Raw genomic sequence first — 25,780 nt, forward strand, 5'->3', positions numbered from 1 at the left:
TCCGCGCAGCGATCGCGCATCCCTGCGCAACTCTGCTCGTCTCGCCTGATCCCCTGTTTTCCTGTGAACGCTGCGCATCGTCGCTCGCGACGTGCGTCGGCTTGCGCATGCGTGTCGCATGCACTAAAACACAGTAACCGACCCCATTCGTTGAGCCGCGTCGAAACGGTATGACAGGCGGACGGGGCGACGACAGGAGGGCGCAATATGCTAATGCGCAGACGGATGTATTTCCTTCTTCCCGATCTGGCCAGTGCCCAGCGCACGATGAGCGATCTGTTGCTCGCCCGGATCGAGGAGCGTCACATCCACTTTATGGCACGTGACGAAATGGACCTGGAGGGACTGCACGAGGCTAACCTGCTACAGACTTCCGATATCGTGCACGGCGCCGAAGCCGGGCTCGTGATCGGCGGCTTCTGTGGTCTGGCAGTCGGTGCAGTCGCGGCGTTTTTCCCCATCGTGGGCACACGCCCCCAATGGGAGTTGATGATCGTGACGGCACCGCTCGGCGCGCTGTTTGGCGCATGGGTGTCGAGCATGATCGGCGTCTCGGTGCCGAACTCGCGACTCAAGGCGTTTCGTGAACCCCTGGAGCGCGGCATGATCCTGCTGATGGTGGATGTGCGCGAGAGCCGCGTCGAGGAGATTCGCGAGATGCTCAAGGAGCATCACCCCGAAGCCCATATGGAGGGCATCGAGGCCGCGATTCCGGCGTTCCCCTGAAACCGTGCGGAGGGAGACCAAGGACAGTGACGGTATTGAGAGTGCAAACGCGTTTTACCGGCCGGCAACGGCCATTAGCGTCGCACCTGTGAGCGGCGCGGGATGGTGTCCGTGTTCTATGACACGAGAGCGGTGCCATCCCCGGGCGTGGACACGCCCACGGAAGCCTCTCGGCCAGGTCAGGCGAGGGGCTTCTTCTTTGGGAATTTCCTTTTTATTTTTCGACTTGTTTCGGACGAAGTCCCACACGACACTGGGACTTCGCCTGCCTCGCGGCGGACTTCACGACCGGGCCGGTCACCGGCGACGTCACGCCAAGTGGGCTACAATGCCACCCCTCGCTCCACGGGAGTTCGTTGTGCCCGTCATGCTCCAGTCATCTGCGTCCCCTAACGTTTCGCTCCGGTCGTTTGCCCTGCGGCTCCTTGTTCGATCGTCTCCATCGACGCGTCGATTCGGGGAGGGCGGCGGTGTCGACGTCGCGGCTGCGCGTTCGCGAGGTGACGCATGAACGCACCGGACAAACTGCCCGCGCTCACACTCGACGCCGAAGGATGGGTGCGGGAGGCAGAGCGCCTGCCATCGCCGAACTTCGACGTGCGTCCGCCGCAAATGCCCATCGGCTTGCTCGTGGTCCACAACATCTCGCTGCCGCCGGGGCAATTCGGCGGCGATGAGATTCCGGCGTTCTTTCAGAACCGGCTCGATCACGACGCGCATCCGTTCTTCGACGAGATTCGCGGCGTGCATGTGTCGTCGCATTTTCTGGTGCGTCGCGATGGTGCGTTGCAGCAGTTCGTCTCATGCGATGCGCGCGCGTGGCATGCGGGGGCGTCGTCGTTCGACGGACGCACGCGCTGCAACGATTTCTCGATAGGCGTCGAATTGGAAGGGACGGACGACGTGCCTTTCACGGCGGCGCAGTACGCGACATTGGCGGCGCTCACGCGTGTTTTGCGTGAGCATTATCCGATTCAAGCCGTGGCCGGACATGCCGATATAGCACCTGGCCGGAAGACGGACCCGGGGCCGCATTTCGAGTGGCAACGGCTGCGTCGGATGGCGGCGCTGGAACCGGAGGCGCTGCCGTTTCAGAAGGCAGATTAACCCTCACCGGGGGGCAGGTTTTGCTTGACACGAAGACCCGACGGGCCTTCCCGGGAATGAAATTTTTGATTTTGCGGAGTGCGTCATCTCCACTATACTTAGTGCCAATCCGGCCCCCAACCACTACATATAGTGGTCAGTGACCGGGAAGCAATATCCATCAATACCGTGCTTGTCCTGCGGCGTTTTGTGGGGCGGCACAGCAGCAAAGCCGTGCAGCGGACACCTCGAACCCTTGGCCGTCCGTCGGTCGTGCGGTGTTCAGCACTTCGCTCCATCGGCGCCCCCAGGGCGCATTTTTGCCGACTTCAGTACTCAGTATTGCTGGTGGAAGTGCGCTAACAGCACCATCTCATTGGAACGGGAGTTTTTACATGCAGACTAACGAAAACCTCACCCGCCCGAACCCGACGCCCGCCGCGAACGCTGGCAGTGGCACGGGTGCGTCGGCGCCCCAGACGACGGGCGCATTCGAGCCGGCGACCAACGCCGACTTCAAAGTGATCCGACGCAACGGCACGGTGGTGGGTTTCGAGCCGTCGAAGATCGCCATCGCCGTGACCAAGGCATTCCTGGCAGTGAATGGCGGTCAGGGTGCGGCTTCGGCGCGCGTACGCGAGCTCGTGGAGCAGTTGACGGAAAACGTCGTGCGCGCATTGGTGCGCAGCCGCCCGAACGGCGGTACGTTCCACATCGAAGACATTCAGGATCAGGTCGAACTCGCGCTGATGCGCGAAGGCGAGCACAACGTCGCCCGCGCCTATGTGCTGTACCGTGAGAAGCGTTCGCAAGAGCGCGCTCACGCCGGTGAGACCGCGCAAGAGGCGGCAACGCCCGACACCCCGGTGCTGAATGTTACCGACAACGGTGTGTCGCGCCCGCTCGACATGGCGGCACTGCGCGGCGTGGTGAATGCAGCCTGCAGCAATCTCGGCAGTGAAGTCACCGCCGAGCCGATTCTGGCCGAGACCATCAAAAACCTGTACGACGGCGTGCCGCTGTCGCAGGTCTACGATTCGGCGATCCTCGCCTCGCGTACCCTCATCGAGAAGGAACCGGCGTACAGCCAGGTCACCGCTCGTATCCTGATGCATACGATCCGCCGCGAAATCCTCGGCGAAGAAGTGCCGCAGGGCGAGATGGCTGCGCGTTACATCGAATACTTCCCGCGTTTCATCAAGCAAGGCGTTGACGCCGAACTGCTCGACGAGCAACTGCTCTCGTTCGATCTGGGCAAGCTGGCCGCTGCGCTCGACGCGTCGCGCGACCTGCAATTCAACTACCTCGGCCTGCAAACGCTGTACGACCGCTACTTCCTGCATATCGATAGCCATCGCATCGAAATGCCGCAGGCGTTCTACATGCGCGTGGCCATGGGTCTTGCGCTGAACGAAGTCGAGCGCGAAGCGCGTGCGATCGAGTTCTACCAGATCCTGTCGAGCTTCGACTTCATGAGCTCCACGCCGACGCTGTTCAACTCGGGCACGCGTCGCTCGCAGCTCTCGTCGTGCTACCTGACGACCGTCTCGGACGATCTGGAAGGCATTTACGAAGCGCTCAAGGAAAACGCACTGCTGTCGAAGTTCGCTGGCGGTCTGGGCAACGACTGGACGCAGGTTCGCGCACTCGGCTCGCACATCAAGGGCACGAACGGCAAGAGCCAGGGCGTGGTGCCGTTCCTCAAGGTGGTCAACGACACGGCGGTGGCCGTGAACCAGGGCGGCAAGCGCAAGGGCGCGGTCTGCGCCTACCTGGAAACGTGGCACCTGGACATCGAAGAATTCCTGGAACTGCGCAAGAACACGGGGGACGATCGTCGCCGTACGCACGACATGAACACGGCGAACTGGATTCCCGATCTGTTCATGAAGCGCGTGATGGAAGGTGCGGAGTGGACGCTGTTCTCGCCGTCGACCTGCCCGGATCTGCACGACAAGTACGGCCGCGCTTTCGAACAGGCTTACACGGCTTACGAAGAGAAGGCCGCGCGCGGCGAGATCAAGCTGTTCAAGAAGGTGCCCGCTCAAGCGCTGTGGCGCAAGATGCTGGGCATGTTGTTCGAAACCGGCCATCCGTGGATCACGTTCAAGGATCCGTGCAACATCCGCTCGCCGCAGCAACATGTGGGCGTGGTGCACTCGTCGAACCTGTGCACGGAAATCACGCTCAACACGAGCGAGACGGAAATCGCCGTGTGTAACCTCGGCTCGGTGAACCTCGTGGCTCACCTGAAACAGACGGCCAACGGTTACGAGCTGGATCACGAGAAGCTGCAACGCACCATTCGCGTGGCGATGCGCATGCTCGACAACGTCATCGACATCAACTACTACGCGGTGGCGAAGGCGCGCAACTCGAACCTGCATCACCGTCCGGTGGGCATGGGCATCATGGGCTTCCAGGACTGCCTGCACCTGCTGCGTACGCCGTATGCGTCGAACGCCGCCGTCGAGTTCGCCGACCGCTCGATGGAAGCGGTTTGCTACTACGCTTACTGGGCGTCGACCGAACTGGCCAAGGAACGTGGTCAGTACTCGTCGTACAAGGGCTCGCTGTGGGATCGCGGCATCCTGCCGCAGGACTCGCTCAAGCTCCTGATGGAAGAGCGCGGCGGTTACGTCGACGTCGATCTGTCGAGCACGCTCGAGTGGGACAGCCTGCGCAAGCACATTGCCGCGCACGGCATGCGTAACTCGAACTGCGTGGCCATCGCACCGACGGCCACCATCTCGAACATCATCGGCGTGTCGGCTTGTATCGAGCCGACGTTCCAGAACCTGTACGTGAAGTCGAACCTGTCGGGCGAATTCACGGTGGTCAACGAGTACCTGGTGCGTGACCTGAAAGCCCGCGGTCTGTGGGACGAAGTGATGGTCGCCGACCTGAAGTACTTCGACGGTTCGCTTGCCCGTATCGACCGCGTGCCGGCCGACCTGCGCGAGATCTACGCCACGGCGTTCGAAGTCGAGCCGAAGTGGCTGGTCGAGGCGGCATCGCGTCGTCAGAAGTGGATCGATCAGGCGCAGTCGCTCAACATCTATATGGCAGGCGCGTCGGGCAAGAAGCTCGACGAGACGTACAAGCTGGCATGGACGCGTGCACTGAAGACCACGTACTACCTCCGTACGATGGCCGCAACGCACGTTGAGAAGTCGACGGTCAGCCACGGTGCGCTGAACGCGGTGCCGAGCTCGGGTGGTGTGTCGGGTGGCTTCTCGGCTGAGCCGACCTCGCCGCTGGCGCAGCCGATGCCGGAAGCCGAAGGCGCCGTCTGCACGATGCGTCCGGGCGACCCGGGCTTCGAAGAGTGCGAGGCTTGCCAGTAAGTTGTTTGTGATGCGGTGCCGCATGTCACATGCGGCTCGCGTCTTCGGGAAAACCCCGTCGATCCGAAAGGGCGACGGGGTTTTTCTTTGGCTGCGGCTAAAGCGTCACGCCAGATCGATTCGCATCGACAGATCGAGCGTCTGGCCGTGAGCGAGCACCACGTGGTCGGTGTCGAACTCGCCCACGCGATGCGTCGACGGTTCCAGACACAGATAGGGGCGGCCAGCCGGCGAGTGCAGGACGAGCCAGGTTGCATCGTCGCTGCGCACAGTGGCACTGCGCAGCCCGCCAGCGTAGTCGATGCGGGCGTCGAAGCGCCCCGACTCGGTGGGGACTTCGGCGAACCAGGTCGAACGTCCGCCCGTATCGAGGCCGCCGCCGACCGACACCACTTCCATCGGCCCGACGTGCACGCGTTGCTCGCTCGGCCAGCGAATGTCCTCCGACGGCGATCGCCAGAGCGCCTCGGACTCGAACGTCACGCGCGCGCCTGCGGGCCAGCGGAAGTACGGGTGCAGGCCGAGTCCTGCGGGCATCTCCTGCGCCGAGAGGTTGGTGAGCGAGAGCTGCATGTCGACGCCTTGGTCGTCGAGCGTCACCGAAAGGTACGCCTGATAGTGCCAGGGCCATTCGGGCTGCGTGGGACTGTCGAGCTGAAGCACGCAGCAATGCGCGCTTTCGTCGACGACCTCCCACGCGCGTCGCAGTCCCCAGCCGTGCAATGAACTCGACGTGGCGGGCGTCTCGTGAACGGCGATGGTGCTGCCGCGCCAGTGCAGCGTGTCGTCGCGCAACATATTGGTATACGGCAGCATTGGGAACGCACCGGCCTTGGGCCATTCGTCGGAGGAAAATGGCTCATTGCCGAGCGGTACGAGGTAGTCGAACAGGTCGCCGCGAGTGTCGCGACGCGCCAGACGCGACAGGCGCGCGCCGCAACCGGGCTGTACTTCGGCGATGAGCGCCCCCCTGGCGAGGTGGATCGGTTTGCCGGGGGTGAGGGTAAGCGGTGTCGGACCCGGTTCGTTGGCCGGGGCGGCCGGGGCCCTAGCGCCGTCGGCGCGTGATGATGTCATCGTCAGTATCTCCTTCGTTGGCGCCGGGGAGGTGGAGGCAGTGGCGCGCGCCGTAATCTTGTGTTCCGGTCCGCGACGCTGTGGCGCTTGCTGCACAGGATACGCCAATGCGGCCGCGCGTCATTTTGATGCACTGCAAACGCTGTCGTGCGGCGCCGTTTCGTGGCAAGATGCCGGTCCCGCAAGGCCGCGCGTGATGTGACGACGGTATGCTCGCAAACACTAGGTATTGTGGTGGTGGCGTAACCCGACACAATATATGGTGTCGACGGACTGGAATGCGTGACGGTATTGTGCTAAATTGGAGTCATTCGATCGACGTCGGGAGATCATGATGTTGCAAGACAAAGATTGCAGCCTCGGGACCGGAGTCATCGTCGGCGTTGTCATTCAAATTAGCGCGAAAGCGAATCTGCTTTACCCCCAATACCAAGCATTGCCACTCGCGGATTTTTCGTCGTCGTCTTCTGATTGACGGCAGCAATATCGCAATTTTTTCGTCGGCCTTCGTGCGCGAACGGCTGATCTGTCACTTCGGCGATACGCGTACCAAACGTGTTTCGCATCAACCTGAACGGACCGAGACCCTATGCTGAACTGGGAAGAAGAGACCTCTACCGCCAAACCGGCACCTGCCGCAGCACCGGCTGCGCCTGCATCGAACATTCTGGGCACGCAAGACGACACGCCGCACACGATCGCCTCGCAGTCGACGCGCCGCGTGAGCGCCTCGGACAAGCGCGTGATCAACGGCACGACGGACGTGAACCAACTGGTGCCGTTCAAGTACAAGTGGGCTTGGGAAAAGTACCTGGCCGGTTGCGCGAACCACTGGATGCCGCAGGAAATCAACATGTCGCGCGACATCGCCTTGTGGAAGGACCCGAACGGTCTGACCGAAGACGAGCGCCGCATCATCAAGCGCAACCTCGGCTTCTTCGTGACGGCCGACTCGCTCGCCGCGAACAACATCGTGCTGGGCACGTATCGCCACATCACCGCGCCGGAGTGCCGTCAGTTCCTGCTGCGTCAGGCGTTTGAAGAGGCGATCCACACGCACGCCTATCAGTACATCGTCGAAAGTCTGGGGCTGGACGAAGCCGAGATCTTCAACGCGTATCACGAAGTGGCGTCGATCCGCGACAAGGACGAATTCCTGCTGCCGTTCATTGAAGTGGTGGCCGATCCGTCGTTCAAGACGGGGACGCAGGAAGCCGACCAGAAGCTGCTGCGTTCGCTGATCGTGTTCGCCTGCATCATGGAAGGCCTGTTCTTCTACGTGGGCTTCACGCAGATTCTGGCGCTGGGCCGTCAGAACAAGATGACCGGTGCTGCAGAGCAGTATCAGTACATCCTGCGCGACGAGTCGATGCACTGCAACTTCGGCATCGACCTGATCAACCAGGTGAAGCTGGAAAACCCGAATCTGTGGACACCGGAATTCCGTGAAGAGATTCGCGAGCTGTTCAAGAAGGCGGTCGAGCTCGAGTATCGCTACGCAGAAGACACGATGCCGCGCGGCGTTCTCGGTCTGAACGCGGGTATGTTCAAGAGCTACCTGCGCTTCATCGCGAATCGTCGTTGCGCACAGATCGGTCTCGAAGCGCTCTACCCGAACGAAGAGAATCCGTTCCCGTGGATGAGCGAGATGATCGACCTGAAGAAGGAGCGCAACTTCTTCGAAACGCGAGTGATCGAGTACCAGACCGGTGGTGCACTGAGCTGGGACTAAGCATTGAGTGAAAAATGGATGCGTCGCGCAAAGCGAGCATCCATGCGGGTTTTGAGAGGGTGATGTGTGCGTGCATGGCACGCGTGACTGATGGAAGAGAAGACGAAGAAGAGGCGTCGGTCACACACATCATCCTCACTCGCACGTTGAAGTTCTTGCTTCGAAGTTTGCTTCGTAGATCGCTTCAGAGATTGCAGTGAAGCGCACGTCGAAGACACAGCAGAGCACGTCGAAGACATCGAACACACGCATCGCACGCATCGACATGCGAGTGTGATGTGCATCAAATACAACAGATTGACTTCTTCGTGACGATTGATGTGCGCTTTTTTATGCACAAAGTATTAACATCGCATCACAAAAGAATTATTATTCGCTCAAATAAATTGCAGTCTCGATGAACACACGAAAGCACTCACTGCTTTCCTCCCGCGACAGAGAGCTGGTAGTTACGGAGCGTAAAAACCTTGGTGCATAGCAAGCTGTATCGCTTATCCGCTATCGCAATCTCCTCCATCCCGATGACGGGACAGGCAAGCTACCCCCCGAAGAATCTGGCGATCCCCCTTTCTCAAGACAATCGAATTGCTGGCGGCAATGTCGCTGGCAATTTTTTTGCGCGCGTGACCACATACGGTCAGCGTCATGCGCGCAGCGCCGAATTCATTAGCGTAAGCGGTCGTAGTCCGATGCGTACGCCGATGAATAGCCCGCTCGCCGGCGGCTCCCGCACGGTGGTCGGGTTTCCTTCTCAGGTAGTTTCGTTTGAGTGATCTCTCACGTTAAGGAGTATTGTCATGGCTACGATTAAGAAGGCTGTTGCCAAGAAGCCGGCGGCTAAGAAAGCTGCTGCCAAGAAGCCCGTTGCAAAGAAGGCTGTCGCCGCCAAGAAGCCGGTAGCGAAGAAGGCAGTTGCTGCCAAGAAGCCGGTAGCAAAGAAGGCTGTTGCCGCTAAGAAGCCGGCAGCAAAGAAGGTTGCCGCCAAGAAGCCGGTCGCCAAGAAGGCAGCGGTGAAGAAGGTTGCCGCTAAGAAGCCGGTTGCCAAGAAGGCAGCGGTGAAGAAGGTTGCCGCCAAGAAGCCGGTTGCCAAGAAAGCAGCAGTGAAGAAGGTTGCCGCGAAGAAGCCGGCCGCCAAGAAAGCAGCAGTGAAGAAGGTTGCTGCCAAGAAGCCGGCCGCGAAGAAGGCAGTTGCTGCCAAGAAGCCGGCTGCGAAGAAGGCTGCTGCCAAGAAGCCTGCTGCAAAGAAGGCTGCTGCTAAGCCTGCTGCGAAGAAGGCCGCTGCGAAGCCCGCCGCGAAGAAGCCTGCTGCGAAGAAGCCGGCCGTCAAGAAGGTTGCCGCCAAGCCTGCTGCTGCTGCTCCGGCCGCAGCACCCGCTGCTGCACCGAAGACGGCGCTGAACCCGGCAGCGGCATGGCCGTTCCCGACCGGCAGCCGTCCGTAATCCGAGTGCCGATGCAGGAACCAAGGCACTTAGGTGTCTTTTGATCGGGTAGGCCTACCCGATCCGAAACCCGCTGTGATGAGCGATCGTCACAGCGGGTTTTTTCATGGCGAAATAAAAATGGGCGACCTGAAGTCGCCCATGTTTTCGGTGTGACGTGTCGCCTTAGTGCGTTACACGCGTCACGCCACCGCTCGAGAGCAGACGCACGCGCTGACCCGGCTGGAATGCCTCGTCGGCATCCTGAGTAATCGCGCGCAACTCACCGTTGTCCAGACGCACGGTGATCTCGAGACCGGCCTTCTTGCTCATGCGGCTTTCGATGGCCTGACCGGCCACAGCACCCAGCAGGCCACCGACGATGCCAGTCGCAATCGAACCGCGACCGCCACCGATGGCGCTGCCGCCGATGGCGCCGAGCGCACCGCCACCGGCGATGCCCAGAATGCCCGGGTCGCCGTTGCTGCTATCGATCGTGACCGGACGCACCGATTCGACCGTGCCCATTCGCACGACCTGTTCGCGTTGCGCCTGACGGCTGTTGTAGACGCTTGCCGAGTTGCTCGGGCCGAAGGCCGTGCAGGCGGACAGCGTGAGCGACGCCGCAGCGGCGAGGATGATTAGCGGTGTGGTGAGTCGTGCCATCGTTGTGCCTTTCGTGAAATCATTCGAAGCGGTGGCCGAACGCTTCTTCATATTGCGCTTCGATTTCCGAGCGCGTCGGTGCATACGTCTGCGGACCCTGCTCGGCAATCTTGAGCGAACCCATCAGGCTGGCCAGGCGGCCGGTGGTCGGCCAGTCGAGGCCCTTTTCGATGCCATACAGCAAACCGCCACGGAACGCGTCACCGCATCCGGTCGGGTCGACGACACGCTTGGCGGGCACGGCAGGAATGTCGTGTTGCTTGCCGCCGGCGAAGATCTGGGCCCCGTGTTCTCCGCGCGTGACGACAAGTGCCTCGACACGCGACTGGAGATCTTCCATCGACCATCCGGTCTTCGTGCAGAGGAGCTTGGCTTCGTAGTCGTTGACCGCGAGATACGTGGCAAGTTCCACCATGCGACGCAGTGCCTCAGGCGACAGAATCGGCAGGCCCTGACCCGGATCGAACATGAACGGCACGCCCGCAGCGGCGAAACCTTCGGCGTGCGTGAGCATGGCGTCCGAGGCGTCCGGTGCGACGATGCCGAGCGTGGCGCCCTTCGCATCGGCCACGCGGTTACGCGACGAGAACATCATCGCGCCAGGGTGGAAGGCGGTGATCTGGTTGTTGTCCAGATCGGTGGTGATCATCGCATTGGCCGTCATGCTGTCCGTGACCGTGCGCACGAACTCCGTCGTCATACCGAGCGACTGGAAACGCTCAAGGTACGCGGCGCCATCTTCACCGACGGTCGCCATGACGACTGGCGAGCCGCCCAGCAGATGCAGGCTGTAGCCGATGTTGCCGGCGCAGCCGCCGAAGTTGCGGCGCATCGTCGGCACGAGGAAGCTGACGTTCAGGATGTGCACCTGATCAGGCAGGATGTGCTCGCCGAAGCGGCCTTCGAACGTCATGATGTTGTCGTAGGCCAGCGAGCCGCAGATCACGGTAGTCACGGGAAATTCCTTGCGAAAAATAAGCGGGGGAGCGCCAGCGGAGGAAAGCACGCGGCGAGGGACGACTGAGGTGACGATACCCCGGCGGCCGTATGGCCGCGCGGGGCACCATCACAAAGTTGAATTACGACAGTGCGGCGAGCGCAGCGTCGTAATTCGGTTCGTTCTTGATTTCCGGCACCAGCTCCGCGTGCACGACACGGTTGTCGGCATCGAGCACGACCACGGCACGCGCCGACACTCCGGCGAGCGGGCCGGTTGTGATGGCAACACCGTAGTCCTTGAGGAACTCGCGACCGCGCATGGTCGAGAGCGTGACGACGTTGTTCAGACCTTCGGTGGCGCAGAAGCGGCTCATGGCGAACGGCAGGTCAGCCGAGATCACGAGCACGACGGTGTTGTCGAGCTTGCCGGCAGCTTCGTTGAACTTGCGGGTCGACGTGGCGCAGGTCGGCGTGTCGAGGCTCGGCACGATGTTGAGGACTTTGCGCTTGCCAGCGAAGTCGTCGAGCGTGACGTCTGCCAGTTTGGCGTTGACCAGCTTCAGCGCCGGTGCGGTCTGACCCTTCTGCGGGAACTGGCCGTCGACTTCGATGGGGTTGCCCCCGAGCGTGACTTGGGACATCTATATCTCCTAGGTTGAGTGCAACAGCGCTATCAGGGATAGAACGCGAGCACCCGGTAATTACTGGCTAGCGCTGCCTGCGCCGACAATCGTAACCGAATCGTGCGTTCGCTGCGTGGTGCCAGACCGCCATCGCGCAGGGTTGCCCCGGTTACGTAGTCGTTCGCTGAAAAAACGCGACGCACGACCGGCTTTCCGTCGATATCCGAGAGCGTCAGTTCGAGCGACGGCCAGGCCAGTGCATGGTCGGCTTCGTTGCGTACGAAGACGGTGAGCGTCATCGGTACGCTGTCGGTTGGGACATCGGTAGATGTGGCGGAAGCGTCGCTGGCGGTGGCCGGACTCGCGGTGGCTGCCGACGCCACGCCGCTGTCGCTGTTGCTGCCAACGACGTCGGTCACCAACGTCACGCTCGAAATCTGGATCATGTCCGGCTGGCGCGGTAGTCCGACCGCCACATGCAGAGGGCGACCGATCGCGGCGAACACGCCGTGCAATGCCGGTATCCGATCGACGAGCGCCGCGCGCTCGATCCATGCCCATTGGCAGAGCAGCGCGATGACGGCCAGCGTCATGAGCACGCGCCAGATCACGCGTGCCGCGCCGGGGCGCTTGTCCGCGTCGGCGGAAAGGGGGCGCGTTTCCGCAGGCAAGGAAGGCGAGGCCGTCGGCGCGGTGAGCACCGTGGGGTCGTCGTCATCCATATAGCGGCCCGGGCCGTGCTGCATCTGTGCGCGGCTTTCGTCGGGCGAGCCGAGCAGGGCGGCGATGGCCGTGGGCGTCAGCATCTCCGGCACTGGCTTTTCGCTGGTAGCTGCGGACGATGAGGACGGTGAAGGTGACGATGCACCTACATGCGTGGATGGGCGTGTTGCCGTTGGGGCTGCCGACGTAGCGCCCGGCGTCGCAAAAGCACTTTCTGTAGCACTGCTTTGGCCGGGCGTCGCGCTGGGTGATGAAGAGGTGGGCGAGGCGGGCGAGGTGTCGTCGGCGGGTGGATCGCAGAGATACGCGCGTCCGTCGAACACCTCACGGCAATGGCCGCAGCGTACGAGGCCGTCGCGCAGCTTGAGCTGATCCGCGACGACGCGAAAAACTGTGTGGCAGTGAGGGCAGCGGGTAGCGAGAACGCGCGAGGACTGGGTCATGAGGCTCGGGGGACTCGTTGGACTCGTCGCATCAGGCGCATCGGATGCGGCAGCGCGGCGTGCGCGGGCTTAGCTGGCCGCCTGCCCGTGCAGGCAGACCCAGCCGTCGTGAGCGCGCCAGACCGACATCTTCATATAAGGCGCGTAGGCCGCGATCACCTCGTCGGCCTGTCGTTCCAGCACGCCCGACAGCGCGAGCCGTCCACCCGGGGACACGCGCGACGTCAACATCGACGCGAGCAGCTTGAGCGGATTCGACAGAATATTGGCGACCACGATATTGAACTGACCGTCACGCAAGTCGTCGGGCAAACCGTATTCGACTGGCGCGTGATTGCGTTCGCTGTTGTAGCGGGCGGATTCGACGGCTTGCGGATCGATGTCGATACCGATGACCGGATCGGCGCCGCACTTTCGCGCGAGAATCGCCAGAATGCCCGAGCCGCAGCCATAGTCGAGCAACGACTGACCCGGCTGCACGTGCTGTTCGAGCCACTCCATGCAAAGGCGCGTCGTCGGATGGCTACCGGTGCCGAAGGCCAGACCCGGGTCGAGTTCGAGGATGAGGGCGTCGGTGTCCGGTGCGTCGTGCCACGACGGCACGACCCAGATCCGCTGGCCGATCTGCATCGGCTCGAACTGCGATTGCGTCAGACGCACCCAGTCCTGCTCCTCCACGTCACGCAATGTGAAAGCAGGCGACTCGGCGAGTCCCAGTTCATTGACCGCCGCCGCGAGCAGCACGGCGGCGTCCTGATCTTCCCCCACCAGCGCGACCACGCGCGAGCGTTGCCACGCAGTGTCCGGCGGGGTCAGACCCGGCTCGCCGAACATCGGTTGCTCGTCGGGCGTGTCGGCATCTGCGTCTTCCACGGAGACCGACAGCACGCCCAGATCGAGCAGGGCGTCTGACAGGGCCTCGGCCTGGGCGCGGGCAACTTCTACGACGAGTTCGCGATACATAGCGAGTGATTCCTACGAATTAACGACTTAATTGCCGCCGACTGCAGACTTCTGCGCCAGCTTGTGTTCCAGATAGTGAATGCTCGTGCCGCCTTCGACGAACTTGGCGTCGAGCATCAGTTCCCGGTGCAACGGGATGTTCGTCTGGATACCTTCGACCACGATTTCCGACAGGGCCACACGCATGCGGCGGATCGCCTGCTCGCGCGTTGCGCCGTAAGCGATCAGCTTGCCGATCATCGAGTCGTAGTTAGGCGGCACGAAGTAGCCGTTGTAAGCGTGCGTGTCGACGCGGATGCCGGGGCCGCCCGGCATATGCCAGGCGGTGATGCGACCCGGCGACGGCGTGAACTTGAACGGATCTTCGGCGTTGATACGGCATTCGATGGCGTGGCCACGGAACTCGATGTCGCGCTGACGGTAGGCGAGCTTTTCGCCAGCCGCGATACGAATCTGTTCCTGCACGATGTCGACGCCCGTGATCATTTCCGTGACCGGGTGTTCGACCTGCACGCGCGTGTTCATCTCGATGAAGTAGAACTCGCCGTTCTCATACAGGAATTCGAACGTACCGGCACCGACGTAGCCCATCTTCTTGCATGCGTCGGCGCAACGATCGCCAATGCGCTCGATCAGACGACGCGGAATCAGCGGTGCCGTGGCTTCTTCGATCACCTTCTGGTGACGGCGCTGCATGGAGCAGTCGCGCTCACCCAGCCAGATCGCTTGCTTGTGCTTGTCGGCGAGAATCTGGATTTCGATATGGCGCGGGTTCTCGAGGAACTTCTCCATATAGACTTCCGGGTTGCCGAAGGCGCGGCCGGCTTCTTCGCGCGTCATGTTGACCGCGTTCACGAGCGCCGCTTCGGTGTGCACCACGCGCATGCCTCGACCACCGCCGCCACCTGCTGCCTTGATGATCACCGGATAACCGACCTGACGTGCAATACGCACGATTTCCTTCGGATCGTCGGGCAACGCGCCTTCCGAACCCGGCACGCACGGCACGCCAGTCTTGATCATCGTCTGCTTGGCCGACACCTTGTCGCCCATCAGGCGAATGGTTTCGGGGCGCGGACCGATGAACGTGAAGCCCGATTGCTCGACGCGCTCGGCGAAGTCGGCATTTTCGGAGAGGAAGCCGTAACCCGGGTGAATCGCCTGGGCGTCCGTCACTTCCGCCGCGCTGATCAGCGCAGGCATGTTCAGATAGCTCAGCGGCGAGGGGGCCGGGCCGATACAGACCGCTTCGTCGGCGAGCTTGACGTACTTCGCTTCCTTGTCGGCTTCGGAATAGACCACGACGGTCTTGATGCCCATCTCGCGGCACGCGCGCTGAACGCGCAGAGCGATTTCGCCGCGGTTGGCGATGAGAATTTTTTCAAACATTATGTGCAGTCCTGCCCGTAAGGGGAGAGGAGCGGGGCCGGACGCTTCATATCGCCACGCGGCCGAAGGCTGCGGGCGGAGCGTCCGACAACCGGCATTAGCCGATCACGAACAGCGGTTGACCGTATTCCACGGCCTGACCGTTCTCGACGAGGATTTCCTTGATCACGCCGGCCTTGTCCGACTCGATCTCGTTGAGCAGCTTCATCGCTTCGATGATGCACAGCGTCTGGCCTTCCTTGACCGAGTCGCCGACTTGCGCGAACGGATCGGCGCCCGGCGACGGGGCGCGGTAGAACGTACCGACCATCGGCGACGTCACGATGTGACCTTGCGGCAGAGCCGGTGCGGCCGGGGCAACGGCGGCGGGCGATCCAACGGGAGCTTGCGCAGGGACTTGGGGCATGGCGGCCGGCATGGCCATCTGCATCGGGGCGGCGATCACTTGCGGCGGTGCCTTGACGATGCGGACCTTGCCTTCGCCTTCGGTGACTTCGAGTTCGGAAATACCCGATTCGGCCACGAGGTCGATCAACGTCTTGAGTTTGCGCAAATCCATGAAGGAAGCTCCTTGATTCTGTATCGACGCGGGCGCAACGTCCCGCGAGAGGAAATGGGGTGTGAAAGGACTACCCGCCGGCGAGTCGCCGCAGGGCAAAATCGAGTGCGTAGGTATACCCGCGCCAGCCCAGGCCGCAGATCACACCTTGCGCAATGTCGGAAAAGTACGAGTGATGCCGGAAGGCTTCGCGCGCATGAACGTTCGAGAGGTGAACTTCGACGAACGGGATGCCTACCCCGGCCAACGCGTCGCGAATCGCCACGCTCGTGTGGGTGTAGGCCGCCGGGTTGATGACGATGAAGTCGATCGACTCACCGCGCGCCGCCTGAATCCGGTCAACCAGTGCGCCTTCGTGATTGCTTTGGAATGTCGCCACCTCGGCACCCGCCGTCTGGGCCTGCGCCACAAGGGCGGAGTCGATGTCGGCCAGCGTCGTGCGACCGTACACCTCCGGCTCGCGAGTACCGAGCAGGTTCAGGTTGGGGCCGTGGAGCACGAGAATGCGGTGAGGCATCGGCGAATCAAATTTCACGAAATTGGGCGCAATTAAACGCCAGTTGGTGGATTTTGTCCAGTGGGGCGAAATAGGGACTGCCCCTCAGGGGACTACCGGTCACGCCCGGCGGGGCTTCCCGGGATCCCTCTCCCACCGTGTTAGGGTCAGATGAGCGGTTTGAGCGCGGCGCGGACCTCGTCCGATGTAATGCGGCCCAGCTTCTCATAATGCAGACGACCCTGCGGGTCGACGACGACAGTAAAGGGCAACGCGCCCGCCTTGTTGCCGAGTGCGCGGGCCAGGTCCGTACCGGCATAACCTGCCACGAGCAGCGGATAGTCCACTTTCACCTTTTGCTCGAACGCGATCATGTTCTGCGCCGTATCGATGCCGATACCGACGAATTGCACGTTTTTCGTTCCGAACTCGGTGGAGAGCGCCTGCAAATCGGGCATTTCTTCGACGCACGGCCCGCACCACGGCGCCCAGAAGTTCACCACCAGCGTCTTCCCTTTCCATTGGGAGATGGCTTGATCGTTGCCCTTCAGGTCGGGCAGGCGGGTGGCGAGCAGTTGGGAGACGGCGGCGTCCGAGGCGCTCGGTGTCGGCTGGTTGCGGTGGCCGAGCCAGAATCCGCCAGCCAGCCCGACGAGGGCCAGAATCACCAGAATAACGATGCGTTTTGCCATGATGGATAGAAGGCGGAAGTGCCGGGATAAGACGGTAAACGAAAGACGAACCGTAATTGCGAAGAATTAGTGGCGATTGCGTCGTGATTGTGCCGTGATTTTGCGTCAGCCGCCGGTCAGCTCAGTGACTCGATGCATGGCTGGCGGCATCGGCTTGCGCGATCAGCGCCCGCAGCCCGTCGGCGTCGACCCGGACTGGACGGCCATTGCCGTCGGAGGCCTTGAGCGCGCCGCGCATATCGTCCATCGAATAGAGCGACAGATGGACGCCCGCGGGTTCGCCCTGCTGACGACGCTCGCGCCAGAGAAAACTCAACGTCTCGACCATCCCTCGTCCATTGAAATGGCGGCTCTCGGAGACTTCGTAGTCGATGCCCCGGTTCAGCAAGTCGATGGCCACTTCCTTGGGGTTGTCGCAAAAAGCCTGCAAGTAGATATCAGATAGCGCCGTGGCCGTGCCGTTGTAGACCGCACCGGTGATGAACGGGCGGTAACGCGCCAGCTCTGTCATCACCGTCAGAGCGACCTGACGCAGGTGCGCCAGCTCGGCGGGTTGTGTGTCGGAGAGGAACGTTTGCACGTACTCCCGGACTTCCGCTTCGATCTGGTCGTTATCGGGCAGTAATTCACCGGCAATTCGCGATTCACCCGTTACCTGCTTGGCCGCCTTGCGCTTCGCGGAAGCGTAGTCGGCCCCCTCCTCGGCGATGAGGCGAGCGGCCGCGAGCGCGATTTCTTCGCGCAGGCGTTGGGCGTCGGTCCAGGATTTGCGTGTCATGCGAACGATGATACCCGAAAGGCATTGCGGTTCACGTGACAGGTACAATGGAGCCCCTGGCTTCTCTGCACTCCCATTTCCCGCACGGGTTCGACCCGTCCTCACCACGCTCCCCATCCATGCATATTCATATTCTTGGCATCTGCGGCACGTTCATGGGCGGACTGGCAGTCCTCGCGCGTCAGGCCGGTCATACCGTCACGGGTTGCGACGCCAACGTCTATCCGCCGATGAGCACTCAGCTCGAGGCTCAGGGCATTCGCCTGATCGAAGGGTTCGATGCCGACCAGGTCTCGCTGGAGCCTGACCTGTTCGTGATCGGCAACGTCGTGTCGCGCGGCAATCCGCTGATGGAAGAGATCCTGAACCGGAATCTGCCATACACGTCCGGCCCGCAATGGCTCGGCGAGCACGTGCTGTCGAAGAAGTGGGTGCTGGCAGTGGCCGGTACGCACGGCAAGACGACCACGACATCGATGCTCACGTGGATTCTCGAAGACGCCGGGTACAACCCGGGCTTCCTTGTCGGCGGGGTGCCGATGAACTTCGGCATTTCGGCGCGGCTGACCGACAGCGACTTCTTCGTCATCGAGGCGGACGAGTATGACACTGCGTTCTTCGACAAGCGCTCGAAGTTCGTTCATTACCACCCGCGCACGGCCATCCTGAACAATCTGGAGTTCGATCACGCCGACATCTTCCCGGATCTGACGGCAATCGAGACGCAATTCCATCATCTTGTGCGCACCGTCCCCGGGCAGGGCCGCCTGATCGTGAACGGCCGCGAACCGGCGCTGGAGCGCGTGCTGACGCGCGGCTGCTGGAGCGAAGTCGAACGCTTCGGTGTGGCGGACGGCTGGCACGTGGCCGAAGCCAACGAAGCGCTGGCGGCGGGGCAAGAAGCGTTCTGGGTCCATCAGGGGCCAAAGGCTGCGGGGGAAGTGAAATGGGCGCTTCAGGGCGAACACAACCGGATGAATGCGCTCGCGGCACTGGCTGCCGCACGTCATGTGGGCGTGCCGCCGGAGCAGGGGGCCGCGTCGCTGGGCAAGTTTCAGAACGTGAAGCGCCGTATGGAAGTGCGTGGTGAAGCCGCCGGCGTGACCGTCTACGACGACTTCGCCCATCATCCGACCGCTATTCAGACGACTTTGGCCGGCCTGCGCCGCCGCGCGGGCAAGGCCCGCATTCTGGCGGTGCTCGAACCGCGCTCGAACACGATGAAGCTTGGCGTGATGAAGGCGCAACTGCCCGCGAGTCTGGCCGATGCCGATCTGGTGTTCGGCTATGGCGCGCCGTCCGGCAAGGATTCGCTCGGCTGGAATCTGACTGAAGCGCTTGCGCCGTTGGGCGCGCGTGCGCAGGCGTTCAGTGACATCGACGGGCTGGTGCGCGCGGTGAGCGCAGCCGCGCAGCCAGGCGACCAGATCGTGGTGATGAGCAACGGCGGCTTTGGCGGCATTCATCAAAAATTGCTTGATGCGCTGGCGACGCGCGCCTGAGCGCGCCTAAGCTGGTATTACGTGGCTCGCGCACACTGACTTGGTTTTATCGGGGCTCCCATGATTCTCTATTTGCACGGCTTCCGTTCGTCGCCGCGTTCGTTCAAGGCCCAGTTGATGGCTGCCCGCATGCATCGGCTCGGTCTGGGGCATGCCTGGGCGTGCCCGCAGTTGCCGCCGTCGCCGCTCGCCGCCGTCGTCGATGCACAGCGGCTGCTGACCAGCGTGAGCCCCGAGGAGCTGACCATCGTGGGTAGCTCCTTGGGCGGCTACTACGCGACGTATCTCGCAGAAAAGCTGGGTTGCCGCGCTGTGGTGCTTAATCCGGCGACGCGTCCGTATGACGATCTCGGTAAATGGCTCGGCGAGCAGCCGATGTGGCACGGCGGGGGTTCCATCGTCGTCGAGCCGCGCCATCTCGACGAACTCCGCATGATCGACGTGGCGCAGATCACCCGTCCCGAGCGCTATTACCTGGTGGCCGCGACCGGCGACCAAACGCTGGATTATCGCGACATGGTGGCGAAATTTCCGGGTGCAAAGCTCACGTTGATTGAGGGGGGCGACCACGGGATTTCCGATTTTGCCAACTATATGGACGATGTGCTGCGTTTCGCGGGCATCGACGTGCCGCCTTCGCCTGACGCAGCAAGCCCGTTCGCGGGCGAATGACGCGTTACCCCGTTCTGTCCTAAACCGCCGTACATTGGCGGGCTACAATATCGCCTATTGCGATCGATGGCTGTTTCATGAACATTTTTTTTGAGGAATCCGGCGGCTTCAAGGCTGGCACGGTGTTGTCGCAGCAGGGCGAGTCGTATCAGGTGGAGTTGCCTGGCGGGCGTCGCAGCAAGATTAAGGGACGCGACGTTCTGCTACGTTTCGAGTCGCCCACGCCCGCCGAGCTGATCGCGCAGGCACAGGCTGCCGCACAGGATATCGATATGAGTTTCCTGTGGGAGTGCGCGCCGGCCGACGAATTCGCGTTTCCCGTGCTCGCGTCCGAGTACTTCGGGGAGGGCGCGAGCGTTGCGCAGCAGGCCGGGCTGGCGCTGGCCTTGCAGGCGTCGCCGATCTATTTCCGTCGCAAAGGCCGCGGTCAGTATCAGCGCGCCGCGCAGGAACAGCTTGAGGCCGCATTGGCCGGACTGGCGCGTAAGCAACAACAAGCGGAGTTGCAGCAGTCGTACGCCGATCAGCTGATCGCCGGTTCGCTGCCGGACGCGCTCAAGGGCAAGGAACTGCAACTGCTGTTCCGTCCTGACAAGAACGCGCTCGAATGGAAGGCGCTCGATGCGGCTGCCATCGCGTTGGGCAAGACCCACGCCGAGGTAATGCTGGCGTGTGGCGGCATTGCGTCGCCGCGCGCCTATCACGAGGCCGCGTTCCTCTACGAACACTTCCCGCGCGGTACCGGCTTCCCCGATCTGGGGCCGACGCCGCTGCCGCCCGACGATCTGCCACTTGCCGATGTGCAGGCGTTCTCGATCGACGATTCGACGACGACCGAAATCGACGACGCCCTCTCGGTGCAACTGCTGCCGGACGGTCTGCTGCGCGTGGGTATCCACATTGCGGCACCGGCGCTGGGCATCACGCGCGGCGACGCCATCGACGAGATCGCCCGCGTGCGTCTGTCGACGGTTTACGCGCCCGGCGAGAAGATCACGATGCTGCCCGATTCGGTGGTGCAGACCTATACGCTCGCCGAAGGGGGCGCGCGTCCGGCGCTGTCGCTGTATGTCGTCGTCAAGGCCGACACGTATGAGATCGTGACGACCGAGACGCGCGCAGAACTTGTGCCGATCTCCGCCAACCTGCGTCACAACGAACTCGACGCCATCATCACGGCAGAAACGCTGGCCGATGGCAGCGGCGACTATCCGCACAAGGAAGAGCTGCGCCTGCTGTGGCCGTTTGCGCAATCGCTGTATGACAAGCGTCAGGCTGCGCGCGTGGGCTACGGTCTGCGCCCGGAAGTGCAGAACAAGACCGACTTCAATTTTTACGTCGATGGCGAGCACGTCACGATCAAGCAGCGTCTGCGTGGCGCACCGCTCGATCTGATCGTCGCTGAAATGGCGATTCTCGCGAACAGCCGTTGGGGGCGCCTGCTGGCCGAATGTGGTGTGCCGGGCATCTACCGCGCGCAACGCGCATACGGCGTGAACCGTACGCGCATGCAGACGTCGCCCGCCCCGCACGAAGGGCTGGGTGTCGAGCAGTACGCGTGGAGCACGTCGCCGCTGCGTCGTTATGTCGACCTTGTGAACCAGTGGCAACTGATCGCCTGCGTGCGCCACGGCGTGACTGCCAAACTGGCCGCTCCGTTCAAGCCGAAAGATGCCGATCTCTATGCAACGGTGTCGAGCTTTGAGGCGGCGTACGCGGCGTATAGCGAACATCAGAGCCGCATGGAGCGCTACTGGTGCATGCGCTGGCTGATTCAGGAGAACAAGTCGCAGGTGCAGGCGAGTGTGCTCAAGGGCGATACCGTTCGTCTGAACGATATCCCGCTCACGCTCATCGTGCCGGGCCTCGGATTGCATGCGCGCGGCACGCAGATCATGCTCGACGTGCTGTCGTTTGACGTCGTCACGCTCAGTATTTCGGTGCGCATTTCGCAGGTGCTGGGCGCGAGCCAGACCGAACTCGCGGATGACGACGAAGGTGACGGCGGTGCCGGAGACGGTGGCGAGGGTGGCGAGAGCGGTGGCGCCGACGGTGGCGAAGGCTCCGACTCGTCCGACTCGTCGGAAGGCGATATCGGTGCGGCGGGTGCTGCCGAACGTACCGCTGACGATGGCGACACCGCGTCCGCCCGGCGCGATGACTCGGTCGCGGCGTCCGACGCCGGGTCGCCGATGGCCGTTGCGCTCATGGCGGCAGGGGCGCACGACGCTTCGGCCAGCCCTGCGTGCTGAAACCGGCTTTGCCCACCGGCGATCTGGCTGCGGCGCGACGTCGCGGCTGGTCGCTGATGCGCGAGCATCCGCTTGCCACCGGCCTGATTTTTTCGGCGGTGGTGCATTTGCTCGCGCTGGCCGTACATTTCGTTGCGCCCGACAGTTTCCGCTTGCACAGCGCAGATACGCCCCTCGAAGTCGTCCTCGTCAATGCGAAGTCGGCCAACGCACCGGACAAGGCGACGGCGCTCGCGCAAGCCAACCTTGTCGGTGGTGGGGAGCATGACGGCGAGCGTGCCACATCGCCACTGCCGTCGCAGGTCATCGAGCGCGACGGTGCCCCCGTCGCACAGGTCCAGCGCAATGTGAGCGACCTGGAAGCGATGCAGGAGAAGCTGCTTTCGCAGCTACGCAGTCAGTACGCGACCACGCCTGAGGCGCAGCGCAATCGCGCGGATACGCCGCAGCGCGGTCATGGACTCGACGACCAGACGGTCGACCAGCAGATCGCGCGCTTGCAGGCGGAAATCGACAAGCAACTGCGCGCCTATCAGACACGCCCCAAGCGAGGCCAGGTGACGGCGAACACGCGAGAAGTCGCGTACGCCAGATACTTCGATGGTTTGCGTCATCGTATCGAGCGTTACGGTACGGAGCACTTTCCGCAAATCGGCAACGATCGGCTGTACGGTGAGCTGATCGTCACGCTCAATGTGAATCAACGGGGCGGGCTGGGGTACCACAAGGACGGTTGGAACGTCGTCGGCGTGGAAGTGACACGCAGTTCCGGCAATCGGGATCTGGATCGACGCGCGGTCGCGATCGTGCAGGCCAGCGCACCGTTCGGCGACTTCTCGTCCGAGATGAGGCAGCGTTATGACATCCTCGAAATCGTCACGCGAATGACATTTACCCGTCAGGGCGTGCAGGCGCAAACGCTCACTGCGCCGGCGCAGGACAATCCGCAATAGCATGTCAGAGTGGCCGCAGCGGACTGCGATCCCGTTGGGATCGTGGTCGGTGAAACTTTCCGAAAATTTCTATAATCGCTGAGTTTTCCCGATCTCGAAACGTCCGCTATGAAATGGATTTTTCTGGCGATCATTGCTGCTTGTGCTGTGTATGTGCATTTCCGCGGTAAGGTTCGCCATAAATTTTTCCGCCAACTGTCCGACCATTCGACGTTCCTGTCACCGCTGAACGTCTTCATGTACGCCTTTTCGCGTGTACCTACGACGCCTTATCTGAAGTCCGACAATTTCCCCGAACTGGAGCCGTTGCGTCAGAACTGGGAGGCGATTCGTGCCGAAGCGATGTCGTTGCTCGACGCGAGCCGTATCAAAGCGTCCGACAAGTACAACGATGTCGGCTTCAATTCGTTTTTCAAAAGCGGTTGGAAGCGGTTCTACCTGAAGTGGTATGACGAATCGCATCCGTCCGCCAACGCGCTGTGCCCGGTCACAACCGACCTCGTGCGCAAGATTCCGACGATCAAAGCCGCGATGTTCGCCGAATTGCCGCATGGCAGCCGACTGGTGCGTCACCGCGATCCGTACGCCGGTTCGTTGCGCTATCACCTCGGGCTGGTCACGCCGAACGACGACCGTTGTTACATCGATGTCGACGGCCAGCGTTATAGCTGGCGCGATGGCGAGGGCGTGATGTTCGATGAGACGTATATTCACTACGCCGAGAACCAGAGCGGCCAGAACCGTATCATTCTGTTTTGCGACGTTGAGCGTCCGATGAAGTACCGCTGGACGCAGGCCATCAACCGTTGGTTCGGCCGTCATCTGGTGGGCGCAGCAGCGTCGCCGAACGATGCGGGCGACCGTACCGGTGGCTTGAACAAGATGTTCAAGTATATTTACTCGATCCGCATCGTCGGCAAACGTCTGAAGGCGTGGAACCGTACCGTGTACTATGCGGTGAAATGGGCGTTGTTCGGAGGCATCCTGCTATGGATTCTCTGGTGACGGCCTGAAGCCGTATCGGCCGACGACCTGCTGCATGAATATCAGCGGCGCCTGAGCGAAAGCCAGGCGCCGCGTCTTTGAAAACGATGACAAACCAAACGCCTGCCGGGGATTTGCCAACTGATCGCTACGCCGTGATCGGTCATCCTGTCGAACATAGCCAGTCGCCCTTCATTCACGCCGAGTTTGCGCGGGAGACGGGGCAACGACTCGTCTACGAGCGTTTGCTAGCACCGCTTGACGCGTTTGCCGCCACGTTGCGCACGTTCATCGAACAAGGTGCGCGCGGAGCCAACGTCACCGTGCCGTTCAAACTGGAAGCCCATGCATTGGCGGATCGGCTCACAGAGCGCGCGCAGGCGGCGGGGGCTGTCAACACACTGGTATTCGACGCGCAAGGCATCATCGGCGACAACACGGATGGCGTCGGTCTGGTGCGAGACATCGAAGGCCCACTCGGTGTGACGCTCGCTGGACGCCGCGTATTGCTGTTGGGCGCGGGTGGCGCGTCGCGTGGCGCGATGCTGCCGCTGATCGAGGCGAGACCGGCGGCGCTCTTCGTCGCGAATCGCACGGCGGCGCGCGCCGATGAACTGGTCGCCCGGTTTGCCGATGCGGCCGCACGTTGCAACGTGGCGTTGGGCGGCGGCGGCTGGGGAGCCGTTCCCGCCGGATTCGACGTCGTCATCAACGCCACGACCGGCAGCCTCCAGGGCGAAGTTCCGCCGTTGCCTGCGGGCGCCTATGCCACGGGTTCGCTCGCGTACGACATGATGTACGGGGCGCAGCCAACGGTCTTCATGACGCACGCGGTGGCCTCCGGTGCGGCCAAGGCGTCGGATGGGCTGGGCATGCTCGTCGAGCAGGCGGCCGAAGCGTTTGCCGTGTGGCGCGGTGTGCGACCGTCGACCGACGTTGTGCGCGCAGCGCTGCGTGCCCGACTCAACGCCAAAAGCTGATCGTGCCGATGGCTGCCCAGCGACGTACATCACGGACTTCTCACGCGAACGGCACCCGTCGCAAACGCGCGTGGGGGCCGTGGCAATGGGCGGGCTATTTCATCACCCTGCTGATCGTGGGCGTGCTGGCGACGCAGCTTTACTACTTCCTGCAAATCGGTTGGTGGGTGCGCTTCAATCCGCAATCGACGGCGTTCATGCGTGCCGCTGAAGCGCGGCTTCATGAGACGGATCCGAAAGCGACTCTGCGACACGAATGGGTGTCGTACGACCAGATTTCGCGAAATCTGAAACGCGCGATCATCGCCAGCGAAGACGCCAACTTCGTCAATCACGACGGTTACGAAATCGATGCGATGCTCGGTGCGTGGGAGAAGAATCAGAAGAAGGGACGCATCGTGGCAGGTGGCTCGACCATCTCGCAGCAACTGGCGAAGAATCTTTTTCTGTCGAGCGAGAAGAGTTATCTGCGCAAAGCCGAGGAATTCACCATCACCTGGATGCTTGAGTTCTGGATGGACAAGCAGCGCATCTTCGAGATCTATCTGAACTCGGTCGAGTGGGGCGAGGGCGTGTTCGGAGCGGAGGCGGCGGCGCGTTACTACTACGGGATTCCTGCATCGAAACTTTCCCCGTGGCAGGCCGCGCGGCTCGCGGTCATGTTGCCGCGTCCGCGCTACTTCGATACGCATCGCAATTCGCCGTATCTCGCGCAACGCGCCGGGGTGATTGCGCGTCGGATGGGAGCGGCCGAGTTGCCGCAGTAGCGATTGTCAG

Annotated in this window: 24 protein-coding genes and 1 pseudogene; 13 read left to right on the forward strand and 12 right to left on the reverse strand. The window is 62.3% G+C overall.

From position 1 onward, the window contains the following. Positions 1-213: 213 nt before the first annotated feature. The 3 genes from PAN31117_RS05890 to PAN31117_RS05900 all read left to right on the forward strand — a co-directional run bounded on the left by PAN31117_RS05890 (position 214) and on the right by PAN31117_RS05900 (position 5,159). Positions 214-726, forward strand: a complete 513-nt coding sequence (locus PAN31117_RS05890; RefSeq protein ID WP_150737723.1) for a DUF1269 domain-containing protein — start codon at positions 214-216, stop codon at positions 724-726. Between the two features lie 507 nt (positions 727-1,233). Continuing rightward, positions 1,234-1,833 carry a 1,6-anhydro-N-acetylmuramyl-L-alanine amidase AmpD gene (ampD, locus tag PAN31117_RS05895; RefSeq protein ID WP_150737381.1) on the forward strand — a complete coding sequence of 200 codons (600 nt, stop codon included), beginning with the start codon at positions 1,234-1,236 and terminating at the stop codon, positions 1,831-1,833. A gap of 374 nt (positions 1,834-2,207) precedes the next feature. Continuing rightward, positions 2,208-5,159, forward strand: coding sequence for a ribonucleoside-diphosphate reductase subunit alpha (locus tag PAN31117_RS05900; RefSeq protein WP_150737382.1), 2,952 nt, complete (start codon positions 2,208-2,210; stop codon positions 5,157-5,159). 105 nt (positions 5,160-5,264) lie between these two features. On the opposite strand, the gene PAN31117_RS05905 is transcribed toward PAN31117_RS05900, so the two are convergent. Next, positions 5,265-6,236 (reverse strand): aldose epimerase family protein, encoded by a 972-nt coding sequence (locus PAN31117_RS05905; RefSeq protein ID WP_150737383.1) that lies wholly within the window; start codon positions 6,234-6,236, stop codon positions 5,265-5,267. Between the two features lie 589 nt (positions 6,237-6,825). On the opposite strand from PAN31117_RS05905, the gene PAN31117_RS05910 reads away from it, so the two are divergent. The 3 genes from PAN31117_RS05910 to PAN31117_RS05920 all read left to right on the forward strand — a co-directional run bounded on the left by PAN31117_RS05910 (position 6,826) and on the right by PAN31117_RS05920 (position 9,410). Further along, the gene (locus PAN31117_RS05910) at positions 6,826-7,968 is read left to right on the forward strand and encodes a ribonucleotide-diphosphate reductase subunit beta (RefSeq protein WP_039393274.1); all 1,143 of its coding nucleotides are present in this window, start codon (positions 6,826-6,828) and stop codon (positions 7,966-7,968) included. A gap of 467 nt (positions 7,969-8,435) precedes the next feature. Then, positions 8,436-8,741 (forward strand): hypothetical protein, encoded by a 306-nt coding sequence (locus PAN31117_RS05915; protein WP_150737384.1) that lies wholly within the window; start codon positions 8,436-8,438, stop codon positions 8,739-8,741. Between the two features lie 24 nt (positions 8,742-8,765). Then, the gene (locus tag PAN31117_RS05920) at positions 8,766-9,410 is read left to right on the forward strand and encodes a histone H1-like DNA-binding protein (protein WP_150737385.1); all 645 of its coding nucleotides are present in this window, start codon (positions 8,766-8,768) and stop codon (positions 9,408-9,410) included. A gap of 165 nt (positions 9,411-9,575) precedes the next feature. On the opposite strand, the gene PAN31117_RS05925 is transcribed toward PAN31117_RS05920, so the two are convergent. The 11 genes and pseudogenes from PAN31117_RS05925 to PAN31117_RS05970 form a co-directional block, all read right to left on the reverse strand. Next, positions 9,576-10,055 carry an outer membrane lipoprotein gene (locus PAN31117_RS05925; protein ID WP_039401436.1) on the reverse strand — a complete coding sequence of 160 codons (480 nt, stop codon included), beginning with the start codon at positions 10,053-10,055 and terminating at the stop codon, positions 9,576-9,578. A gap of 19 nt (positions 10,056-10,074) precedes the next feature. After that, complete coding sequence (locus PAN31117_RS05930) at positions 10,075-11,010, reverse strand: carbohydrate kinase family protein (protein WP_039393270.1); 936 nt, start codon at positions 11,008-11,010, stop codon at positions 10,075-10,077. 124 nt (positions 11,011-11,134) lie between these two features. Beyond that, positions 11,135-11,635 carry a thiol peroxidase gene (tpx, locus tag PAN31117_RS05935; protein WP_150737386.1) on the reverse strand — a complete coding sequence of 167 codons (501 nt, stop codon included), beginning with the start codon at positions 11,633-11,635 and terminating at the stop codon, positions 11,135-11,137. 32 nt (positions 11,636-11,667) lie between these two features. Then, entirely contained in the window at positions 11,668-12,423 is a 756-nt protein-coding gene (locus PAN31117_RS05940) for a DUF3426 domain-containing protein (RefSeq protein ID WP_246188959.1), read from the reverse strand. Positions 12,424-12,702: 279 nt separating this feature from the next. Next, positions 12,703-12,783 (reverse strand): annotated as a pseudogene (locus PAN31117_RS27435) (MJ0042-type zinc finger domain-containing protein); the annotation flags it as partial. A gap of 69 nt (positions 12,784-12,852) precedes the next feature. Next, a complete protein-coding gene (gene prmA, locus PAN31117_RS05945) occupies positions 12,853-13,746 on the reverse strand; it encodes a 50S ribosomal protein L11 methyltransferase (protein ID WP_150737388.1) in 894 nt (297 codons plus the stop codon). Between the two features lie 27 nt (positions 13,747-13,773). Beyond that, positions 13,774-15,135 (reverse strand): acetyl-CoA carboxylase biotin carboxylase subunit, encoded by a 1,362-nt coding sequence (gene accC, locus PAN31117_RS05950; protein ID WP_150575909.1) that lies wholly within the window; start codon positions 15,133-15,135, stop codon positions 13,774-13,776. A 97-nt stretch (positions 15,136-15,232) separates the two neighbouring features. Beyond that, positions 15,233-15,694 carry an acetyl-CoA carboxylase biotin carboxyl carrier protein gene (gene accB, locus PAN31117_RS05955; protein ID WP_150737389.1) on the reverse strand — a complete coding sequence of 154 codons (462 nt, stop codon included), beginning with the start codon at positions 15,692-15,694 and terminating at the stop codon, positions 15,233-15,235. Positions 15,695-15,764: 70 nt separating this feature from the next. Next, on the reverse strand, positions 15,765-16,211 hold the full coding sequence (gene aroQ / locus PAN31117_RS05960) for a type II 3-dehydroquinate dehydratase (RefSeq protein ID WP_039393255.1): 447 nt from the start codon (positions 16,209-16,211) through the stop codon (positions 15,765-15,767). A gap of 146 nt (positions 16,212-16,357) precedes the next feature. Beyond that, positions 16,358-16,882, reverse strand: a complete 525-nt coding sequence (locus tag PAN31117_RS05965) for a TlpA family protein disulfide reductase (protein WP_150737390.1) — start codon at positions 16,880-16,882, stop codon at positions 16,358-16,360. 121 nt (positions 16,883-17,003) lie between these two features. After that, positions 17,004-17,660, reverse strand: coding sequence for a UDP-N-acetylmuramate--alanine ligase (locus PAN31117_RS05970; protein WP_150737391.1), 657 nt, complete (start codon positions 17,658-17,660; stop codon positions 17,004-17,006). A gap of 119 nt (positions 17,661-17,779) precedes the next feature. Here PAN31117_RS05970 and mpl point away from each other — a divergent pair, with 119 nt between their 5' ends. From mpl to mtgA, 7 genes are all read left to right on the forward strand, one after another. Continuing rightward, positions 17,780-19,162 carry a UDP-N-acetylmuramate:L-alanyl-gamma-D-glutamyl-meso-diaminopimelate ligase gene (gene mpl, locus PAN31117_RS05975; protein WP_150737392.1) on the forward strand — a complete coding sequence of 461 codons (1,383 nt, stop codon included), beginning with the start codon at positions 17,780-17,782 and terminating at the stop codon, positions 19,160-19,162. A 60-nt stretch (positions 19,163-19,222) separates the two neighbouring features. Continuing rightward, positions 19,223-19,834, forward strand: coding sequence for a YqiA/YcfP family alpha/beta fold hydrolase (locus PAN31117_RS05980; RefSeq protein WP_150737393.1), 612 nt, complete (start codon positions 19,223-19,225; stop codon positions 19,832-19,834). Between the two features lie 77 nt (positions 19,835-19,911). Then, the gene (locus tag PAN31117_RS05985; RefSeq protein ID WP_150737394.1) at positions 19,912-22,086 is read left to right on the forward strand and encodes a ribonuclease catalytic domain-containing protein; all 2,175 of its coding nucleotides are present in this window, start codon (positions 19,912-19,914) and stop codon (positions 22,084-22,086) included. Continuing rightward, positions 22,080-23,039, forward strand: a complete 960-nt coding sequence (locus tag PAN31117_RS05990; protein ID WP_246188936.1) for an energy transducer TonB — start codon at positions 22,080-22,082, stop codon at positions 23,037-23,039. The genes PAN31117_RS05985 and PAN31117_RS05990 overlap by 7 nt, the downstream gene beginning before the upstream one ends. Positions 23,040-23,147: 108 nt before the next feature. Then, positions 23,148-24,044 carry a lipid A hydroxylase LpxO gene (lpxO, locus tag PAN31117_RS05995; RefSeq protein ID WP_150737395.1) on the forward strand — a complete coding sequence of 299 codons (897 nt, stop codon included), beginning with the start codon at positions 23,148-23,150 and terminating at the stop codon, positions 24,042-24,044. Positions 24,045-24,130: 86 nt separating this feature from the next. Continuing rightward, positions 24,131-25,003 (forward strand): shikimate dehydrogenase, encoded by an 873-nt coding sequence (gene aroE, locus PAN31117_RS06000; RefSeq protein WP_150737396.1) that lies wholly within the window; start codon positions 24,131-24,133, stop codon positions 25,001-25,003. 8 nt (positions 25,004-25,011) lie between these two features. Beyond that, a complete protein-coding gene (mtgA, locus tag PAN31117_RS06005; RefSeq protein ID WP_150737397.1) occupies positions 25,012-25,770 on the forward strand; it encodes a monofunctional biosynthetic peptidoglycan transglycosylase in 759 nt (252 codons plus the stop codon). Positions 25,771-25,780 lie beyond the last annotated feature (10 nt).

Source organism: Pandoraea anapnoica (assembly GCF_902459765.1).
In the GTDB taxonomy this organism is placed as follows: Bacteria; Pseudomonadota; Gammaproteobacteria; order Burkholderiales; family Burkholderiaceae; genus Pandoraea; species Pandoraea anapnoica.

Excerpts from the sequence above, each read along its gene's own strand:
- PAN31117_RS05890 (WP_150737723.1), top strand. The coding sequence starts at position 214 with ATGCGCAGACGGATGTATTTCCTTCTTCCCGATCTGGCCAGTGCCCAG.
- ampD (WP_150737381.1), top strand. The coding sequence starts at position 1,234 with ATGAACGCACCGGACAAACTGCCCGCGCTCACACTCGACGCCGAAGGA.
- PAN31117_RS05900 (WP_150737382.1), top strand. The coding sequence starts at position 2,208 with ATGCAGACTAACGAAAACCTCACCCGCCCGAACCCGACGCCCGCCGCG.
- PAN31117_RS05905 (WP_150737383.1), bottom strand. The coding sequence starts at position 6,236 with ATGACATCATCACGCGCCGACGGCGCTAGGGCCCCGGCCGCCCCGGCC.
- PAN31117_RS05910 (WP_039393274.1), top strand. The coding sequence starts at position 6,826 with ATGCTGAACTGGGAAGAAGAGACCTCTACCGCCAAACCGGCACCTGCC.
- PAN31117_RS05920 (WP_150737385.1), top strand. The coding sequence starts at position 8,766 with ATGGCTACGATTAAGAAGGCTGTTGCCAAGAAGCCGGCGGCTAAGAAA.
- PAN31117_RS05925 (WP_039401436.1), bottom strand. The coding sequence starts at position 10,055 with ATGGCACGACTCACCACACCGCTAATCATCCTCGCCGCTGCGGCGTCG.
- tpx (WP_150737386.1), bottom strand. The coding sequence starts at position 11,635 with ATGTCCCAAGTCACGCTCGGGGGCAACCCCATCGAAGTCGACGGCCAG.
- PAN31117_RS05940 (WP_246188959.1), bottom strand. The coding sequence starts at position 12,423 with ATGCTGACGCCCACGGCCATCGCCGCCCTGCTCGGCTCGCCCGACGAA.
- prmA (WP_150737388.1), bottom strand. The coding sequence starts at position 13,746 with ATGTATCGCGAACTCGTCGTAGAAGTTGCCCGCGCCCAGGCCGAGGCC.
- accC (WP_150575909.1), bottom strand. The coding sequence starts at position 15,135 with ATGTTTGAAAAAATTCTCATCGCCAACCGCGGCGAAATCGCTCTGCGC.
- accB (WP_150737389.1), bottom strand. The coding sequence starts at position 15,694 with ATGGATTTGCGCAAACTCAAGACGTTGATCGACCTCGTGGCCGAATCG.
- aroQ (WP_039393255.1), bottom strand. The coding sequence starts at position 16,211 with ATGCCTCACCGCATTCTCGTGCTCCACGGCCCCAACCTGAACCTGCTC.
- PAN31117_RS05965 (WP_150737390.1), bottom strand. The coding sequence starts at position 16,882 with ATGGCAAAACGCATCGTTATTCTGGTGATTCTGGCCCTCGTCGGGCTG.
- PAN31117_RS05970 (WP_150737391.1), bottom strand. The coding sequence starts at position 17,660 with ATGACACGCAAATCCTGGACCGACGCCCAACGCCTGCGCGAAGAAATC.
- mpl (WP_150737392.1), top strand. The coding sequence starts at position 17,780 with ATGCATATTCATATTCTTGGCATCTGCGGCACGTTCATGGGCGGACTG.
- PAN31117_RS05980 (WP_150737393.1), top strand. The coding sequence starts at position 19,223 with ATGATTCTCTATTTGCACGGCTTCCGTTCGTCGCCGCGTTCGTTCAAG.
- PAN31117_RS05985 (WP_150737394.1), top strand. The coding sequence starts at position 19,912 with ATGAACATTTTTTTTGAGGAATCCGGCGGCTTCAAGGCTGGCACGGTG.
- lpxO (WP_150737395.1), top strand. The coding sequence starts at position 23,148 with ATGAAATGGATTTTTCTGGCGATCATTGCTGCTTGTGCTGTGTATGTG.
- aroE (WP_150737396.1), top strand. The coding sequence starts at position 24,131 with ATGACAAACCAAACGCCTGCCGGGGATTTGCCAACTGATCGCTACGCC.
- mtgA (WP_150737397.1), top strand. The coding sequence starts at position 25,012 with ATGGCTGCCCAGCGACGTACATCACGGACTTCTCACGCGAACGGCACC.